General features: G+C 62.9%; 14 protein-coding genes. 4 read left to right on the top strand and 10 right to left on the bottom strand.

The annotated features are described in order from the left end of the window. Positions 1-96 precede the first annotated feature (96 nt). The gene (gene urtA, locus AC07Y0_RS03405; protein WP_498674525.1) at positions 97-1,386 is read right to left on the bottom strand and encodes an urea ABC transporter substrate-binding protein; all 1,290 of its coding nucleotides are present in this window, start codon (positions 1,384-1,386) and stop codon (positions 97-99) included. A 229-nt stretch (positions 1,387-1,615) separates the two neighbouring features. After that, entirely contained in the window at positions 1,616-2,248 is a 633-nt protein-coding gene (locus tag AC07Y0_RS03400; protein WP_498680168.1) for a TerC family protein, read from the bottom strand. A 298-nt stretch (positions 2,249-2,546) separates the two neighbouring features. Here AC07Y0_RS03400 and AC07Y0_RS03395 point away from each other — a divergent pair, with 298 nt between their 5' ends. Together AC07Y0_RS03395 and AC07Y0_RS03390 are read left to right on the top strand one after the other, a co-directional pair. Next, a complete protein-coding gene (locus tag AC07Y0_RS03395) occupies positions 2,547-5,936 on the top strand; it encodes a hybrid sensor histidine kinase/response regulator (RefSeq protein ID WP_498674523.1) in 3,390 nt (1,129 codons plus the stop codon). Next, positions 5,929-6,852, top strand: coding sequence for a response regulator (locus AC07Y0_RS03390; RefSeq protein WP_498674521.1), 924 nt, complete (start codon positions 5,929-5,931; stop codon positions 6,850-6,852). The genes AC07Y0_RS03395 and AC07Y0_RS03390 overlap by 8 nt, the downstream gene beginning before the upstream one ends. 176 nt (positions 6,853-7,028) lie before the next feature. On the opposite strand, the gene AC07Y0_RS03385 is transcribed toward AC07Y0_RS03390, so the two are convergent. The 7 genes from AC07Y0_RS03385 to AC07Y0_RS03355 form a co-directional block, all read right to left on the bottom strand. Continuing rightward, positions 7,029-8,675 (bottom strand): acyl-CoA synthetase, encoded by a 1,647-nt coding sequence (locus tag AC07Y0_RS03385; RefSeq protein ID WP_498674519.1) that lies wholly within the window; start codon positions 8,673-8,675, stop codon positions 7,029-7,031. Positions 8,676-8,866: 191 nt separating this feature from the next. Next, entirely contained in the window at positions 8,867-9,985 is a 1,119-nt protein-coding gene (locus AC07Y0_RS03380) for a branched-chain amino acid ABC transporter substrate-binding protein (protein ID WP_498674517.1), read from the bottom strand. Positions 9,986-10,124: 139 nt separating this feature from the next. Beyond that, entirely contained in the window at positions 10,125-10,478 is a 354-nt protein-coding gene (locus AC07Y0_RS03375) for a DUF6867 family protein (RefSeq protein WP_498674515.1), read from the bottom strand. A 20-nt stretch (positions 10,479-10,498) separates the two neighbouring features. Further along, on the bottom strand, positions 10,499-11,227 hold the full coding sequence (locus AC07Y0_RS03370; protein ID WP_028736414.1) for an ABC transporter ATP-binding protein: 729 nt from the start codon (positions 11,225-11,227) through the stop codon (positions 10,499-10,501). Next, positions 11,227-12,099 (bottom strand): ABC transporter ATP-binding protein, encoded by an 873-nt coding sequence (locus AC07Y0_RS03365; RefSeq protein ID WP_498674513.1) that lies wholly within the window; start codon positions 12,097-12,099, stop codon positions 11,227-11,229. Before AC07Y0_RS03365 ends, AC07Y0_RS03370 begins: the two co-directional genes overlap by 1 nt. Beyond that, a complete protein-coding gene (gene livM, locus AC07Y0_RS03360; protein ID WP_498674512.1) occupies positions 12,099-13,490 on the bottom strand; it encodes a high-affinity branched-chain amino acid ABC transporter permease LivM in 1,392 nt (463 codons plus the stop codon). Before livM ends, AC07Y0_RS03365 begins: the two co-directional genes overlap by 1 nt. Positions 13,491-13,494: 4 nt before the next feature. After that, positions 13,495-14,397, bottom strand: coding sequence for a branched-chain amino acid ABC transporter permease (locus AC07Y0_RS03355; RefSeq protein WP_028736417.1), 903 nt, complete (start codon positions 14,395-14,397; stop codon positions 13,495-13,497). A 617-nt stretch (positions 14,398-15,014) separates the two neighbouring features. Between AC07Y0_RS03355 and AC07Y0_RS03350 the strand changes: the two genes are divergently transcribed. After that, entirely contained in the window at positions 15,015-16,040 is a 1,026-nt protein-coding gene (locus AC07Y0_RS03350; protein ID WP_498674509.1) for a DUF2793 domain-containing protein, read from the top strand. A gap of 58 nt (positions 16,041-16,098) precedes the next feature. On the opposite strand, the gene AC07Y0_RS03345 is transcribed toward AC07Y0_RS03350, so the two are convergent. Beyond that, the gene (locus AC07Y0_RS03345) at positions 16,099-16,839 is read right to left on the bottom strand and encodes a helix-turn-helix transcriptional regulator (RefSeq protein ID WP_498674506.1); all 741 of its coding nucleotides are present in this window, start codon (positions 16,837-16,839) and stop codon (positions 16,099-16,101) included. A 410-nt stretch (positions 16,840-17,249) separates the two neighbouring features. Here AC07Y0_RS03345 and sciP point away from each other — a divergent pair, with 410 nt between their 5' ends. After that, positions 17,250-17,525: a CtrA inhibitor SciP gene (sciP, locus tag AC07Y0_RS03340; RefSeq protein WP_006725852.1), complete on the top strand. Its 276-nt coding sequence runs from the start codon at positions 17,250-17,252 to the stop codon at positions 17,523-17,525. Positions 17,526-17,606 lie beyond the last annotated feature (81 nt).

Here is a 17,606-nt window from a genome sequence, read left to right as displayed (position 1 = left end):
TAGCGTTAGCTAAGGCGCAGATTTTGTTGGTGAGGGGGAATTACACCCCTCACCGGTCCTTCGGACCACCTTCTCCCCGAAGGGAGAAGGGGATGATCAGCTGCCCTTGCCGCCGCACTTGCCGGTAGCGACGTTGAAGTTGCCGCATTCCATCGGCTTGCGCCAATCGGAGATCAGGTCCTTCGAGTCGGCCAGGTAGTCCGACCATTCGTCGCCGACGACGGCTGGCGTTTCCTGGACGATCTCGAACTGGCCGTCCGCCTGGATTTCGCCGATCAGCACCGGCTTGGTGATGTGGTGGTTCGGCATGACTGTGGAAGTGCCGCCCGACAGGTTCGGAACGGCGACACCGATGATGCTGTCGAGAACAGCGTCGGTGTCGGTGGTGCCGGCGGCCTCGACGGCCTTGACCCAGGCGCTGAAGCCGATATAGGCGGCTTCCATCGGGTCGTTGGTGACGCGCTTGTCGTTCTTGGTGAAGGCGTGCCACTGCTCGATGAACTCGGCATTGACGTCGGCGTCGACGGACTGGAAGTAGTTCCAGGCGGCGAGATGGCCGACCAGCGGTGCGGTGTCGAGACCGGCGAGTTCTTCTTCACCGACCGAGAAGGCGACGACCGGGATGTCTTCAGCCTTGATGCCCTGGTTGCCGAGTTCCTTGTAGAAGGGAACGTTGGCGTCGCCGTTGATGGTCGAGACGACGGCGGTCTTCTTGCCGGCCGAGCCGAACTTCTTGATGTCGGAAACGATCGTCTGCCAGTCGGAATGACCGAACGGCGTGTAGTTGATCATGATGTCCTCTTCGGCAACGCCCTTGGACATCAGATAGGCCTTGAGGATCTTGTTGGTCGTCTGCGGATAGACGTAGTCGGTGCCGGCGAGCACCCAGCGCTCGACGCCTTCCTCGGCTGCCAGGTAGTCGACGGCCGGGATCGCCTGCTGGTTCGGGGCGGCGCCGGTGTAGAAGATGTTGCGCGAGGATTCCTCACCCTCGTACTGGACCGGGTAGAACAGGATCGAATTCAGTTCTTCGAAGACCGGCAGGACCGACTTGCGCGACGACGAGGTCCAGCAGCCGAACACGGCGGCGACCTTGTCCTGGGAAATCAGCTGGCGGGCCTTTTCGGCGAACAGCGGCCAGTCGGAGGCCGGGTCGACGACGACGGCCTCGAGCTTCTTGCCCAGAACGCCGCCCTTCTTGTTCTGCTCTTCGACGAGCATCAGCATGGCATCCTTCAGCGTCGTTTCCGAGATCGCCATGGTGCCGGAAAGCGAATGCAGGACGCCGATCTTGATCGTGTCGTCGGCGGCAAACGCGCCGCTGAATGCCGTCGAGGACAGCATGGCGCCGAGCATCGCGCCGGTGAGTTTTGCCTTCAGTTTCATCTGGTTGAACCCCTCTTCTTGTTCCCGCAACCGGTGGGTAAAGAAAACTTTAACCGTTGCTGGGAGGGACTATCCGATGCTGCGGCGCAAAACCGTATACGTCGTTTGACGTATGCCAGGGGGGAAAGACGGCGCGGGCCGCCGGGACCGCGCAAACGAGAAACGCCGGGCTCCACGTTGGAACCCGGCGCAGCGGCCGCCTGTCAGGCGGCAAAGGAAGATTGACGGCTCAGGCGAGAGACGCGACCGCGTAGGGCCATACCTCGACCAGGCCATGATAGATCATGGTGACGGTGACGTAGGCGATGACGCCAAGGCCGACATAGGCGATCCAGCGATGCCTGTGCAGCAGGCGCGCAACCAGATTGGCGGCGAGGCCCATAAGGCCGATCGACAGGATCAGGCCGATGATCAGGACGCTGGTGTGTTCCTTCGCCGCGCCGGCGACGGCCAGCACATTGTCGAGCGACATGGAAACGTCCGCAACCACGATTTCGGTGGCGGCCATCATGAAGGTCTTCTGCTTGACCGTGAATTCGGTGTCGTCGGTCTCGCCCTGCTTGTGCGGCTCGTGTGCCACCGCACGCAGTTCGGTCCACATCTTCCAGCACACCCAGGCAAGCATCAGGCCGCCGATCAGCTGCAGGCCGACGACGCTGAGCAGATAGGCGGTGGCCGTGGCGAAGGTGACGCGCAGAACGGTCGCCGCGCCGATGCCGACCAGGATGGCCTTCTGCCGCAAGTGGTCCGGCAGACCGGCGGCCGCGAGGCCGATCACGATGGCATTGTCGCCCGCAAGCACGAGATCGACCGCGATCACCTGAAGAAGTGCCGCGAAGCCCGCAGCGGTAAAGATTTCCATCATGACAGTTGGTCCGTCCCCACATTTCAGCAAAGTCTGGACACTCGTTACAATCGGAGTGTCCGGAAAGAAAAGGGGAAATGCGCAACTGAGGCGGAATTTCCGCAGTTTTCACGGTCTGGGGCGCTCTTGCACCCCGTCACGCCGGCATTTCCCGCACCGCCAAACAGGCGGGAGCCACGACCGGGTTACGGCATCTCGCCTTCGCCGACGGGAGCCCTCGCCCCTTGCATTTCCCGCCATTCCCGTGAAAATGCCTATTCTGCAATCACATCCTCAAGAGCGTTAGAAATTAGGCATGGCCGCACGCCAACGCATTATTCCGGTCCGGCGCGAGTACAATCGCTGGGTCGCCAACCAGACGCTGGAAGACTACGCGCTACGCTTCACCGCCAAGAGCGCCCGGCAGTTCTCCTCGAGCCGGATCTCGCAGACGGCGATCGGCGCGATCTCCTTTCTGGCGCTTGAGGCCATCGGCGGCACGATCACGCTCTCCTACGGCACCACCAACGCCTTTTTCGCCATTATCGCCGCCGCCGTCCTGATGCTGCTCGTCGGCCTGCCGATCAGCCGCTACGCGATCCGCCACGGCGTCGACATCGACCTTCTGACCCGCGGCGCCGGCTTCGGCTATATCGGCTCGACGATCACCTCGCTGATCTATGCCAGCTTCACCTTCATGCTGTTCGCCATCGAAGCGTCGATCATGACCGGCGCTCTGGAGCTCGCCTTCGGCATTCCGCTGTGGATCGGCTACATCATCTCGGCCATGGTGGTCATCCCGCTGGTCACCTACGGGGTGCGGCTGATCTCGAAATTCCAGCTGTGGACCCAGCCCTTCTGGATTGTGTTGAACATTTTGCCCTTCATCTTCATCGCCTTGTCCGACTGGGAGAAGATCGATCTCTGGCGCGCCTTCGCCGGCATCGGCCACTCCAATGCGCAGGCCGGAGGGGCAGCCCCCTTCGACCTGATCGAGTTCGGCGCCGCCTCCGCGGTGATCCTCGCACTGATGCCGCAGATCGGCGAACAGGTCGACTTCCTGCGCTTCCTGCCACCCGAGGGCGGGCGCAAGCTGCGTCATCGTTTTGCCGTCTTCCTCGCCGGCTCCGGTTGGGTCGTGCTCGGCGTGCCGAAGCTGCTGGCCGGTTCCTTCCTCGCCGTGCTGACGTTGTCGACCGGCGTTCCCGCCCGCGAGGCGGCCGACCCCGCCCACATGTATCTCGCCGCCTTCGGCTACATGATCCCAAACGAGACGGCAGCCATGCTGCTGATGGCCTGTTTCGTGGTGATCTCGCAGCTCAAGATCAACGTGATGAACGCCTATGCCGGCTCGCTCGCCTGGTCGAACTTCTTCTCGCGGCTGACCCACAGCCATCCCGGCCGCGTCGTCTGGCTGGTGTTCAACGTGGCAATCGCCCTGCTGCTGATGGAGCTCGGCATCTACCGGCTGCTCGAGGAAACGCTCGGCATCTTCTCGATCATCGCCATGAGCTGGCTCTGCACGCTGTCGGCCGACCTTTTCATCAACAAGTCGCTGGGCCTCGCTCCACCCGGCATCGAGTTCAAGCGCGCCCATCTCTACGACATCAATCCGGTCGGCTGCGGCACGCTGGCGCTTTCCGCCGGCATAGCGCTCGCCGCCCATTTCGGCCTGTTCGGGCCGCTGATGGCCTCGCTCGCCACCTATGTGACGCTGATCGCCTTCGTGATCTCGCCGCTGATCGCCTGGGGCACGAAGGGCAAGTACTATCTCGCCCGCAAGCCGCGCCACAGCTGGAAGAACCTCACCTCGATCACCTGCTCGATCTGCGAACACCCGTTCGAGCCGGAGGACATGGCCTGGTGCCCGGCCTATGCCGCGCCGATCTGCTCGCTGTGCTGCTCGCTCGACAGCCGCTGCCACGACATGTGCAAGCCGCACGCCAAGCTCAACGCGCAGGCGACCTTCGTCGCTGCACGCTTCCTGCCCGAACCGGCGCTGGCATGGCTCTCCACCCGCCTCGGCCGCTATGCGGTGACCGCGGTCGTCGCCGTCTCGCTGATCGGCGCGATCCTCGCGCTCATCGCCCACCAGGTCTCCACCGCATCGCCGGAGACGGCCGATGTCGTCAACCGCACGGTGCTGATCGTCTTCATCGTCTCCGCCGTGATCTCCGGCGTGGCCAGCTGGTTCTACGTGCTCGCCCATGACAGCCGGGTGGTGGCGGAAGAGGAATCCTCACGCCAGAACACGCTGCTGCTCAAGGAGATCGCCGCCCATCGCAAGACCGACGCCGCCCTGCAGACGGCCAAGGAAACGGCGGAGGCCGCCAACCGGGCGAAGAGCCGCTATGTCGTCGGCCTGTCCCACGAACTGCGCACCCCGCTCAACGCCGTCCTCGGCTATGCCCAGATCCTCGAGCGCGACGAGACGATCCCGCCTGCCCGCCAATCGGCGATCAAGGTCATCCGCCGTTCCGCCGACCACCTCTCCGGGCTGATCGACGGGCTGCTGGACATTTCCAAGATCGAGGCCGGCCGCCTCCAGGTCTTCTCCAACGAGCTGAACATCCAGGATTTCCTCGACCAACTGGTGGATATGTTCACCCCCCAGGCCGCGGCCAAGGGCCTGACTTTCGAGCATCAGCGCTCGCGCGCCCTGCCGCTCTATGTCCGCACCGACGAGAAGCGGCTGCGCCAGATTCTCGTCAATCTGCTGTCCAACGCCATCAAGTTCACCGAGCAGGGCACGGTGCGCTTCGAGGTCGGCTATCGCAGCCAGGTCGCGACCTTCACCGTGTCCGACACCGGCACCGGTATCGCGGAGAAGGACCTGAAGCGCATCTACGAGCCGTTCCAGCGCGGCGAGGCGGACAATATCCGCCCGCGGCCGGGCCTCGGCCTCGGGCTGACCATCACCAAGCTCCTGACCAATACGCTCGGCGGCGAGATCTCGGTGGAAAGCGAGCGCGACAAGGGCTCGACCTTCAAGGTCCGGCTGATGCTGTCGGCAATCGACCGCCCGAGTACAGCCCCTGCCCCCGAGCGCAAGATCGTTTCCTATACCGGCCCGCGCCGTACCATCGTCGTCGTCGACGACAACGAGGACCATCGCGACCTGATGCGCGAGGTGCTGGGCCCGCTCGACTTCGTCGTGCTGACGGCGGCCGGCGGGCCGGAATGCCTGACGCTGATCGAGGGGGTGCGGCCCGATCTCTTCCTCGTCGACATCCAGATGCCGGGCATGAACGGCTGGCAACTGGTCGAGAAGCTGCGCGGCGCCGGCCAGACGGCGCCGATCATCATGCTGTCGGCCAATATCGGCGATGCACCAGGTCCCGGCGGCGAGGGCCATGATGATGCGATCGCCAAGCCGGTCGACGTGCAGCGGCTGCGCGACAAGCTCGCCATGTATCTCGGCCTCGACTGGATCTATGCCGACGAGCTGGCCGCCCTGCCCGCGTCGGTGCCAGAGGCCGATCGCCCGCTTGCCTCGCCAGGCACCGCCCATCTCGCCGAACTGTCGCGCCTCAGCGAAATCGGCTATGTGCGCGGCATCGAGGCCAAGCTTGCGGACCTGTCGAAAATCGAGGAGAACGGCGCCTTCGTCGACGCCTCGCGCGGTTTCGTCCAGGCCTTCGACCTGGCCGGCTTCGCTGCCTTCCTGAAGGACGTCGACCGCGGGGAGGAAAAGAGCCATGGCTGACGTTAACCGTCCGCGCGACATCGTGCTGCTCGTCGACGACAGCCCCGAGGCGCTCGGTTTCCTGACCGACGCGCTGGAGCAATCCGGCTTCTCCGTGCTGATCGCCACGTCGGGCCAGGCGGCGCTGTCGATCGTCGACAAGATCAGCCCCGACCTCATCCTGCTCGACGCCATGATGCCCGGCATGGACGGCTTCGAGACCTGCCGCAGGCTGAAAGCCGACCCGGTCGTCGCCCAGGTGCCGGTGATCTTCATGACCGGGCTGACCGAGACAGAGCATGTCGTCCACGCGCTCGATTCCGGCGGGGTCGACTACCTGACCAAGCCGATCAACATCGACGAGCTGCGCGCCCGCATTCGGGTCCATCTGTCGAATGCCCGCTCGGCCCAGAGCGCGCGCGTGGCGCTCGATGCGGCGGGACGGCATCTGCTGGCGGTTCGGGCCGACGGCACGATCCACTGGTCGACGCCCCAGGCCACCCGGCTCGCCGACAGCGCCACCGGCAGCGCCAGCGGTCTCGACCTGGTCGCCGGCGCCATTGCCGGCTGGATGGCGCGGCGCGGCGCGCTCGCCCACGGCGCAGAAACCGCCTTCTGCTTCACCCATGCAGGCGGCACCGAGCTGCAGCTCGGCTTCCTTGGCGGGCTCGGCCCGGACGAATATCTGTTCCGCCTCACCGTCGCCAACCGCAAGCACGAGGACGAGATCCTGCGCGGCCAGTTCGGCCTGACGCAGCGCGAGGCCGAGGTGTTGCTATGGATCGCCAAGGGCAAGGCCAATCGCGACATCGCCGATATCCTGGGACTTTCGGCGCGGACCGTGAACAAGCATCTGGAACAGATCTACGTAAAGCTCGGCGTGGAGAACCGTGCTTCCGCGGCCGTCAAGGCGGCGCATGTTCTGCATGTGGATTAGGGGCTGAGTTAACGGCTTGCCCCTCACCCTAACCCTCTCCCGCATGCGGGGAGAGGGGATGCCAAGGCGGTGCCGCTTGTCCCTTCTCCCCGTCGAGACGGGGAGAAGGGACAAGCAGGCGGATGAGGGGCGCCTCTGACACTCCTTCTCGGAACTAGAGCAGTGGTGCCTAACCCCTAAAGCGCCTTGGCCTTCTCGCGCAGCACGTATTTCTGGATCTTGCCGGTCGAGGTCTTCGGCAGTGGCCCGAACACCACCGTCTTCGGCGCCTTGAAATGCGCCATGTTGGCGCGGCAGAATGCAATCAGCTCCTGCTCGGTCACCGTCGCGCCGGGTTTGAGCCCGACGAAGGCGCAAGGGGTTTCGCCCCATTTCTCGTCCGGCCGCGCCACGATCGCGGCTTCCATCACGGCCGGATGGCGATAGAGCACGCCTTCCACCTCGATCGAGGAAATGTTTTCGCCGCCGGAAATGATGATGTCCTTGGAACGGTCCTTGATCTCGATATAGCCGTCCGGATGGCAGACCGCGAGATCGCCCGAGTGGAACCAGCCGCCGGCAAAGGCCTTGGCCGAGGAGGACGGGTTCTTGAGATAACCGCGCATGACATTGTTGCCGCTGAAGAAGATCTCGCCCATGGTCTCGCCATCGCGCGGCACCGGTTCCAGCGTTTCCGGGTCGGCGACCATCAGCCCGTCGAGCACCGAATAGCGCACGCCCTGGCGAGCCTTGAGCCGGGCCTTCTCCGAAATGTCGAGCTCGTTCCACTCGTCATGCCAGGCGCAGACCACGGCCGGGCCGTAGGTTTCGGTAAGGCCATAGGCGTGGGTGACGTCGAAGCCGAGTTCCTCCATCGCCTGGATGACGGCTGCCGGCGGCGCCGCCCCCGCGGTCATCACGCTGACCTTGTGATCAATGCCGGCCTTCATATCGTCCGGCGCGTGGGCGATCAGGTTCAACACGATCGGCGCGCCGCAGAAATGCGTCACCCTCTCGCTCTTGATCAGCTCGTAGATCGGCTCGACGCGCACCGCGCGCAGACACACCGAGGTGCCGGCCGCCGCCGCGATCGTCCACGGGAAGCACCAGCCGTTGCAGTGGAACATTGGCAGGGTCCACAGATAGACCGGGTGATTGGCCATGTTCCAGGTCAGGATATTGCCGATGGCGTTCAGATAGGCGCCGCGGTGATGGTAGACGACGCCCTTCGGGTCGCCGGTGGTGCCGGAGGTGTAGTTGAGGCTGATCGCGTCCCATTCGTCGGCCGGCCGTTCCCAGCGGAAATTGGCGTTGCCATCCGCCAGCAGCTCGTCATAGGTGGCCACGCCGATGCGGTGACCACCCTCGAAGCTCGGGTCGAGAATGTCGATCACCTCGATCGGCCGTCCGGCAATGTGCACGGCGCGCTCGGCGACATCGGCGAATTCCGGATCGACGATCAGCATGCGCGCTTCGCCGTGATTGAGGATGAAGGCGATCGCCTCGGCGTCGAGGCGGGTATTGATCGCATTGAGCACGGCCCCGACCATGGGCACGGCGAAATGGCATTCGAAGATTTCGGGAATGTTGGCGCAGATCACGGCAACCGTATCGCCCTTGCCGATGCCGCGCCCGGAGAGCGCGCTGGCCAGCCGCCGCACCCGGTCATAGGTCTGTGCCCAGTTGCGGCGGACCTCGCCATAGACGATCGCTGTGCGGCCCGGATAGACCGACGCGGCGCGTTCGATGAAGCTGAGCGGCGTCATCTGGCAAAAGTTCGCGGCATTCTTGTCGAGTTCGCGATCGTAGATCCCGTCGCCGGGCGCCACTGCTGAAACCTGCATGCTGGTCGAGCCTCCCACTCCATTCGAGGTGGGCAGTATTACCCAAACAGCCGCCGCCGCAATCCCAATATTCGCGGCATGCGACCAAGGACGGATGCCGCGCGGGATAGTGCCAAAAAACAGATGGCCCGGCACAAGGCCGGGCCATCCGATGCAGGTGATACGGTCAGGCCGAAATCCGGTCGACGCGATTACTTGTTCTGCAGGTAGGTGTACTTGCCGTCGGCACCCTTCTGCCAGGTGTACATGACGTAGTCCGGACGGGTGATGTCGCCCTTGGCGTCGAAGCCGAGTTCGCCGATGACGGTCGTGTACGGACCCTTTTCCTTCAGCGCTGCGGCAACGGCTTCGGCATCGTTCGAGCCGGCCTTCTTGGCGGCTTCGGCGATGACCTGGAGAGCTGCGTAGGAATACAGCGTGTAGGCTTCCGGTTCGAAGCCGGCGTCGCGGAACTTCTTGACGGCTTCGGCAGCGTTCGGGTTCAGGCGCGGATCCGGCGGGAAGGTCATCAGGGTACCGTTGACTGCGTCGCCAGCGATCGAAGCAAGTTCGTTCGAGGTGATGCCGTCGCCCGACATCAGGACAGCCTTGAGGCCGCCGTCAGCCATCTGACGCATGATGAGACCGGCTTCGGTGTGCAGGCCGCCGAAGTAAACGAGCGTTACGCCGGCTTCCTTCATCTTCGAGATCAGAGCCGAGTAGTCCTTGTCGCCGGCGGTGATGCCTTCGTACATGACTTCGGTGATGCCGAGGCCGTTCATGGCCTTCTTGGTCTCGTCGGCAAGGCCCTGGCCGTACGGGGTCTTGTCGTGAACGACGGCAACCTTGCCGTCCTTGAAGTTATCGGCGATGTACTTGCCGGCAACGGCGCCCTGCTGGTCGTCACGGCCGCAAGTACGGAAGGTGTTCCACATGCCGCGCTCGGTGAAGACCGGGTTGGTTGCGGCCGGGGTGATTTCGAGAATGCCGTTTTCGGCGTAGACTTCCGAAGCCGGGATCGAAACGCCCGAGTTGAAGTGACCGACAACGAACTTGACGCCGTCCGCTGCGAACTTGTTGGCAACCGAAACGCCCTGCTTGGCGTCGGAAACGTCGTCGCCGAGGACGATCTTGACCTGTTCGCCGTTGATGCCACCAGCTGCGTTGATGTCGGCAGCAGCCTGTTCAGCACCCTTCTGGAGCTGTGCGCCGAAAGCGGCGTTCGGACCCGTCATCGGGCCGCCGACGCCGACCAGCAGTTCGGCCCAAGCGGTACCGCTGAAGGCAACCATTGCCGTCAGCGCCACGGCCGAAAGAAGAGACTTCTTCATTTTGTTACTCCCAATTTTTTAGGCGGGTTAGGTTTCGAACCCCTGCGCAATACCCACCATGACTGCGCCGGAAAAGCTGTTCCACTCTTATGAAAGCTCACGCTCTTGCCACCCATGTGAGGCAAGAAAAACGCGGCTGTCAATCTTTCTTCTTCCAAGAGAAGGCCGAGGTCTTCTCGTAAAGCCAATAGTAGTTATCGGCCATCTGCGTGGTCCGCCGCGTCCGGAAGCCGGCCGTGGAAAACACAAGCAAAATCAACACGTCAAGCCCGTATAGCAGCGGGCTGAGCATGGGTCCCTGGAACAGCGCGTAATGCAGAAAACGCATCACGAGGCCGAGCAGCAGGGTGTAGACAACGACCGTCGCATAGCCCTGCCAGCCCTCGGCCGTCGCCTTGCCGGCCCGCCATGCGGTCCAGAAGCCGAGGAGAAGAACCAGGACGCGCAAAACGTAGCGGACGCCGGTATCGCTTTCGAAAAACAAGCCTTGCATATTCTATACTCCCTGCCCGCTCAGTGGTGGCCGCCTTCGAGATAGGCTGCCCGGACCTGCGGATCGGCGAGCAGTTCCTTGCCGGTTCCGCTCATGGTGACCTTGCCGTTGACCATGACATAGGCACGGTCGGAGAGCTTGAGCGCCGCGAAGGCGTTCTGCTCGACGAGGAAGACGGTCAGCCCCTCTTCCTTGTTGAGCTTCTTGATCGCTTCGAAGATGCCCTTGACGATCAGCGGCGCAAGGCCGAGCGACGGCTCATCGAGCAACAGCAGCTTCGGCCGGGCCATCAGGGCGCGGCCGATCGACAGCATCTGCTGTTCGCCGCCCGAGAGCGTGCCGCCGCGCTGGCTCTGGCGTTCCTTCAGACGGGGAAACAGCGTGAAGATCTTCTCCACGTCCTCGTTGAAGTGCTTCAGATTGTCGAGGCCGGCGCCCATCTGCAGGTTTTCCAGCACGGTCATGCGCGGGAAGATGCGGCGGCCTTCCGGCGACTGGGCGATGCGGCGGCGGGCGATCAGATGGGTCGGCATCTTGGTGATGTCCGTCCCGTCAAAGGTGATCGTGCCGGTGCGTGCCTGCGGGCTGCCGCAGATGGTCATCATCAACGTCGACTTGCCAGCGCCGTTGGCGCCGATCAGGCTGACGATTTCGCCCTGGCGGACTTCGACATCGACCCCGCTGAGCGCGCGGATATTGCCGTAATAGGTCTCGACGCCCTGTACTTTGAGAAGCGGTTCAGCAGACATCAGACCTGCCCTCCCGCAACGGCTTCGACCTCAGAGATCGCTTCATCCAATTCTTCATCCTCGACACCCAGATAGGCCGCGATGACCTTCGGGTCGTTCTTCACATGATCCGGCGTGCCGTCGGAGATCTTCTGCCCGTATTCCAGCACCACGACGTGGTCGGAGATTTCCATGACCACCGACATGTCGTGCTCGATCAGCAGCACCGAGGTGCCTTCGTCGCGGATGCTGCGCAACAGGGCGTTGAGCGTCAGCGACTCTTTCGGATTGAGACCGGCGGCCGGTTCGTCGAGGCAAAGCAGTTCGGGCTCCGTGCACATGGCGCGGGCGATCTCCAGACGGCGCTGGGCGCCGTACGGCAGATCGCCGGCGGGATCGTCTGCACGCTCCATCAGATCGGCCTTGTCGAGCCAGTATTTGGCCTTCTCGACCGCGGCCGCTGCCGCCCGCTTGTAGGCGGGAAGGCCGAGCAGACCGAGAACGGTATAGCCGGACGCCCGCATCAGGGCGTTGTGCTGGGCGACCAGAAGGTTTTCCAGAACGGTGAGGCCCGAGAACAGCCGGATGTTCTGGAAGGTGCGGGCGACCTTCGCCTTCTTGGTGATCTCGAAGTCGGGCAGACGCTCGAGCAGAAACTCGGGCCCCGCCTTCTGGCGCAGCGTGATCATCCCCATCGTCGGCTTGTAGAAGCCGGTGATGCAGTTGAACACCGTCGTCTTGCCGGCGCCGTTCGGTCCGATCAGCGCGGTGATATCGCCGCGCCGAGCTTCGAAGGAGAAGTCGTTGATGGCCATCAGGCCGCCGAACTTCATCGAGAGATGTTCGACCTTGAGAAGGATGTCGTTGGTCATCGTGTTCGTTCCGGAAGTCATCAGCCGTGACCTTCCTTGGTAAAGCTTCCCGAGACGGCCTTGCTCTCCTTGAGGAAGGCTGTCGGTTGACGCGAGCCGACGAAACCGCGCGGCTTGAACAGCATGACCACGATCATGGCCAGGCCGAAGAGCAGCATGCGGTAAAGCTCCGGCGTGAAGTCAGGCCCGAAGACGTGCTTCAGGAACTCCATTTCGCGCAGCAGTTCCGTGCCGCCGACCATGACGATGGCGGCGATTGCGATACCGGTGAGCGAACCCATGCCGCCGAGAACGACGATGGCGAGGATGACGGCCGATTCCAGGAAGACGAAGCTTTCCGGAGAGACGAAGCCCTGACGGGCGGCGAAGAAGGAGCCGGCGAAACCACCGAACATGGCACCGATGGCGAAGGCCGTCAGCTTGGTCGTCACCGTGTTGATGCCGAGCGAGCGGCAGGCGATCTCGTCTTCACGCAGCGCTTCCCAGGCGCGGCCGATCGGCATGCGGCGAAGCTTGATCGTCACATAGGCGGTCAGCATGCAGAGCGCCAGGATGAGATAGAAGAGGAAGATCTTGTAGTAGGCCGAGGACATCGGCAGATCGAAGAGCTTGGCGAAGCCCGTCGGCGAGGCATCGAACTTGATGCCGAACAGAGTGGCCTTCGGGATGCCGGAGATACCGAACGTACCCTTGGTGACGTCCGTCCAGTTGATCAGCACGAGGCGGATGATTTCACCGAAGGCAAGCGTCACGATGGCAAGGTAGTCGCCCCGAAGCCTGAGGACGGGGAAGCCGAGGATGATGCCCCAGAAGGCTGCGAGAATGCCCGACAGCGGCAGCAGGATCCAGAAGGACAGGCCGAAATGCTGGGACATCAGCGCGTAGGCATAGGCGCCGACAGCGTAGAAGGCGACATAGCCGAGGTCGAGCAGACCGGCCAGACCGACGACGATGTTGAGCCCCCAGGCCAGCATGACGTAGATCAGGATCTGGATACCGAAGTTGTCGACGAACTTCAGCGCACCCTGGATACCGGTCAGCCAGATGATGACCGGCGGGTAGAGCACAAGTGCGAGAAGCGCGATCTTCAGGAAGTGCTGATGGAAGAACGAGGGCTTCGCCTCGACTTCATGCACCGGCATTTCCGAAAGCCGCTCCTTGCGGGCGCGGCTCCACGGATGGAAGAAGCCAACGATCAGGAAGCGGCCGACGGCGGCGACGGCGACGAAGATCGCCAGCAGCCCCCAGCGCGGATACCAGATCGGCGCGTTGTTGATGTCCTGGTCGGTCTTGATGCCGACATAGAGGACGAACAGGCCGAGCGCGAGAACACCCGCGAAGAGGCCTTCCTTGAGCGCGCGCGCAAGGGTACCGGATTGAGACGTGCCGGTCACGTTTGCAGGATTTGCCATGGGATCAGACCTTCTCGACTTCCGGCCGGCCGAGGATACCGGTGGGCTTGAAGATCAGCACGAATGCCAGGAGACCGAAGGTCGCGACATCCTTATAGGCGATGCTGAAATAAGCCGACCAGAGCGACTCGATGAGACCGATCAGCAGACCGCCGAGCACAGCACCGGGAAGCGATCCGATGCCACCGAGAACCGCGGCAGTGAACGCCTTGACGCCCGGAATGAAGCCGTCGTTGAACGAAGCCACGCCGTAGTACATCAGGTACATCGTACCGGCGACCGCAGCGAGTGCCGCACCCATCACGAAGGTGATGGAAATGGTCTTGTCGACGTCAACGCCGAGGAGAGCCGCCATCTTGCGGTCCTGCTCGGTGGCGCGCTGGGCGCGACCGAGCGGCGTCTTGTTGACAATGTACCAGAAGGCGGCGAGCAGCACCGTGGTGATGACGACGATGAGCAACTGCTTCAGCGAGATGGTGATCGCACCGAAGTGGAACACATCATTGACCAGCGCCGGGATCGGCTTGTTGCGCGGCCCCTGCGTGACCTGGATGAAGTTTGACAGGGCGATCGACATGCCGATCGCCGTGATCAGCGGCGCCAGGCGGAAGGATCCGCGCAGCGGCCGATAGGCGACCCGTTCGATCGTCCAGTTCCACAAACCGGTCATCAGCATCGCGATGACCAGCATGATTAGCAGCGCGAGCGCCACCGGAATGCCGGCAAAGAACGATGTCAGGATGAGATACACGATAAGAGCGGCGAAGCCGCCAAGCATGAAAATGTCGCCATGGGCGAAGTTGATCATGCCGATGATGCCGTAAACCATCGTATAGCCGATTGCCACCAGGCCATAGATGGATCCAAGAGTCAGCCCGTTGATGAGCTGCTGGATGAAGTACTCCATTACCAATCCCCCGGACGCAAATTTTTGGAGCGTCCCTTTTTATGTTGTCCCTTAGCGGGGTTCTTAACATGCTCGGATTTGATAGCGTTTTCGGCAAAAATGTGAAGCCAAAAAACTAGGCAGCGCGCATTTTACCGTCAATTGCTCACAGTTTGGTGCTTAAATCGGCAGAATCATCAAAAATGCGGCACAAAATGGCGAAAAATTAGAAGCCACCGTGCTTTTCACTGTCGGGGGTTGGCCCTCATTCGGCCGTGACGGTGGCCGAATTCCGCCTGAAGTGTGATCGCGCCGCCGCTCACAACGGGAGGTCGTACCAACGGAACCGCCACACCGGCGCTAACATAGCCACGAAATCGCCGGCAGGCCAATCACAAAGCGACGGCGAGCATCGCTGAATCCGCCGCGGGCAACCCGAAACGAGAGCCGGGAACGGCCCGCATCGCGATTTCCGCCCACGGTTTCATGACCCGCGCTCATCCCACCACAGAGTCGGCAACGGGAAAGACGGTGCGGCAAAAACCTGTCTTTTCAATGCGGCGTCCGCCATTCGTCCCCGCAGCGACAAACCGGTCCAAAATCTTGGCATCGGATCGGTCGAAGCGGAGAAAGCGATTATGTCGGATACAACGGTCAACCTTGCCCTGCCCTATATCAAGCCGGCACAGGCCCAGAAGCACGTCACCCACAACGAGGCCCTGCAGGTGCTCGATGCCGCGGTCCAGCTGGTGATCGCCGCGCGGCTGGCCAGTCCGCCCGCAACCCCGGTCGAGGGGGAATGCTTCTGGGTTCTGCCGGGAGCGACGGATGCCTGGGCGGGCCGATCGGGACGCCTCGCCTTTCGCCAGGACGAAGCCTGGATCTTCATCGCACCGGGTCTTGGGTGGCGCGCCTTCGATCGTGCGGAGGGACGGCTGAAGGTCTTCTCCGGAACGGACTGGGGCGACATCCCCCTGCCCGCCGCGCCGCAGGTATCCGCACTCGGGATCGACACCACGCCCGATGCGACCAACCGGCTGGCGGTATCGGCGCCGGCCACCCTCTTGACCCATGCCGGCGGCGATCATCGCCTCAAGATCAACAAGGCCGCGGCATCGGATACGGCATCGCTGCTGTTCCAGTCAGGCTGGCAGGGCAAAGCCGAACTGGGTCTCGCCGGAGACGACCGGTTTGCCATCAGGGTCAGCGGCGACGGCACGGCATGGACGACGGCGCTTTCGATTTCGCCTGACGGCATGGTGCGGACGGACAAGCGTCCGCTGGTCCGCGCCTCGCGCGCCGCCGGCAGCCTCTCTCCGTCCGCGGGCATGGTGACGGGCTTCGACGATCTTCATCTGGCGACGGGAGGATTTGCCCTGGGCGCGGCACTGGCGTCCGGTCAGGGGCGTGAACTCGTCGCTCCGGCTGACGGGACCTACCTCCTGACGCTCAACGTCGAGGCACAGACATCATCGGGCCACGGCGTGGTGCTTCAGAGAAACGGGGCAAGTGACATCGTCACGGTTTCCGGCGCGGTCGGCACGCAGTCCTCGACCGCGCTCGCCACGCTGACGCAGGGCGACATTCTGGCGCTTCGCCATTCCGGAAGCGCTCAACTCCTGTTCGGCTATGGCCACACGGAAGTGTCGGCATTCCTGTTGTAGCCGCACGAGGGCAGGACGCGCGGTCGGGTCGCCCCGGCCGCCGAAGGAACCGGCTCGATCAGAGCAGCCGGAAGCGGCAGGCGCGGGCCACCGCCTGCATGCGGTTGACCGAATCCAGCTTGCGCATGGCGCTCTTCAGATAGCTGACGACGGTGTGGCTCGAGATCGACAGGATGATGGCGATCTCGTCGCTGCTCTTGCCGGCGGCCGACCAGCGCAGGCACTCGATCTCCCGGGCCGACAGCTTCTCGCGCGGACCGTCCTTCTGGGCGATCTGGCTGGAACAGCTGTCCAGCAGTTCGAGGCATTCGAAGTAGAAGCTCGCGATCTCCTGGCGGTCCAGTTCGGCCCGCTCGCCCGAAAAGACGAAGAGATAATGGGCAAGCTCGGAATCGTGGATGGCGAAGGCCAGGCTGACGCCCATGCCGAAATCGCGGAATGCGCCGGAGATGCCGCCCTCCGCCTCCTTGTCCTTGCCGTCGGCGAAGACGCTTTCGTCGGACTGAAACGGCAGGATGCTCTGCTTCAGCCGCGCCACCAGCAGGCTCGTGGCGAATTGGTCTTCCGTGCGATAGCGCGCCTTGAGGTCGATCGGCCAGTTGCAGAACAGGATGTTCGCCGAAAATTCCGGCTTGTCGGCCTTCGGAAAGGTGCTCACGAGAAAATAGTCGAAGCCATAGCGCCGACCAAGGGCTGCAAACTGCCGGCCCAGAGGGCAGAGGCCGGCGTCGTCGACCGCGATCGCCGAAACGCCTTTGCCTTCGTCTTCACGGCAGATGGACTCGGACACCCTGAACATTGCGCTCCTTTCGACCGAAGCTATTTCGGCCGCACCTGAGAGAATAAGCATCGAAGAATATGTCTGGAACGGTAGAGAACGGAACTGGCGCCGGTCTTTCGGTTCTGGCTCGGGGCGGGATATTTTCGCACGCCCGGAGTTCACGGCGGTGAATGAATCATCAGACACCCACGTCATTGTCCGGGCCTTTTACTACATTTTTGAATCTGGAATATTTCTAAATCAGCATAACTCCTATGCAGTTGCCGCAAGTTTACGCAACGGCAGACAAGAATCGTGCGCGGCGGCCATTTTCCCTCCGCTGCAGGTCGAGAAAATTATTATCAAATGCTTACAAGGCGCTTAGGCAAATTTTAAAGGTGGGCAGCTACGATGCGCTCGTGTGGTCTTGAGTATGTATAGAGAGTCCAATGACCGAAATGATCCGCCCCCGAGTGAAATATGTCATCGGCCCCGATGGCAGCCCGCTTACCATAGCCGATCTGCCGCCGGCCAATACGCGCCGCTGGGTGATCCGCCGGAAGGCAGAGGTTGTCGCCGCGGTGCGCGGCGGCCTGTTGAGCCTGGAAGAAGCCTGCGAGCGCTATACACTGACGGTCGAGGAATTCCTCTCCTGGCAGTCCTCCATCAACGACCACGGCCTGCCGGGCCTGCGCACCACGCGCATCCAGCAATATCGCCATTGACGAGGATGTCGGGTCGGCGGTAGCCGCCCTTCGCCTCCGATCGAACCATTGTGCGCGCGGGAACCCTTCCTTGCGCGCACT

It is taken from the genome of Allorhizobium sp. GW101-3B10, from assembly GCF_059424725.1.
Note: the sequence above shows the minus strand (reverse complement) of the source record. Positions and strands in the feature narration are given on the sequence as shown.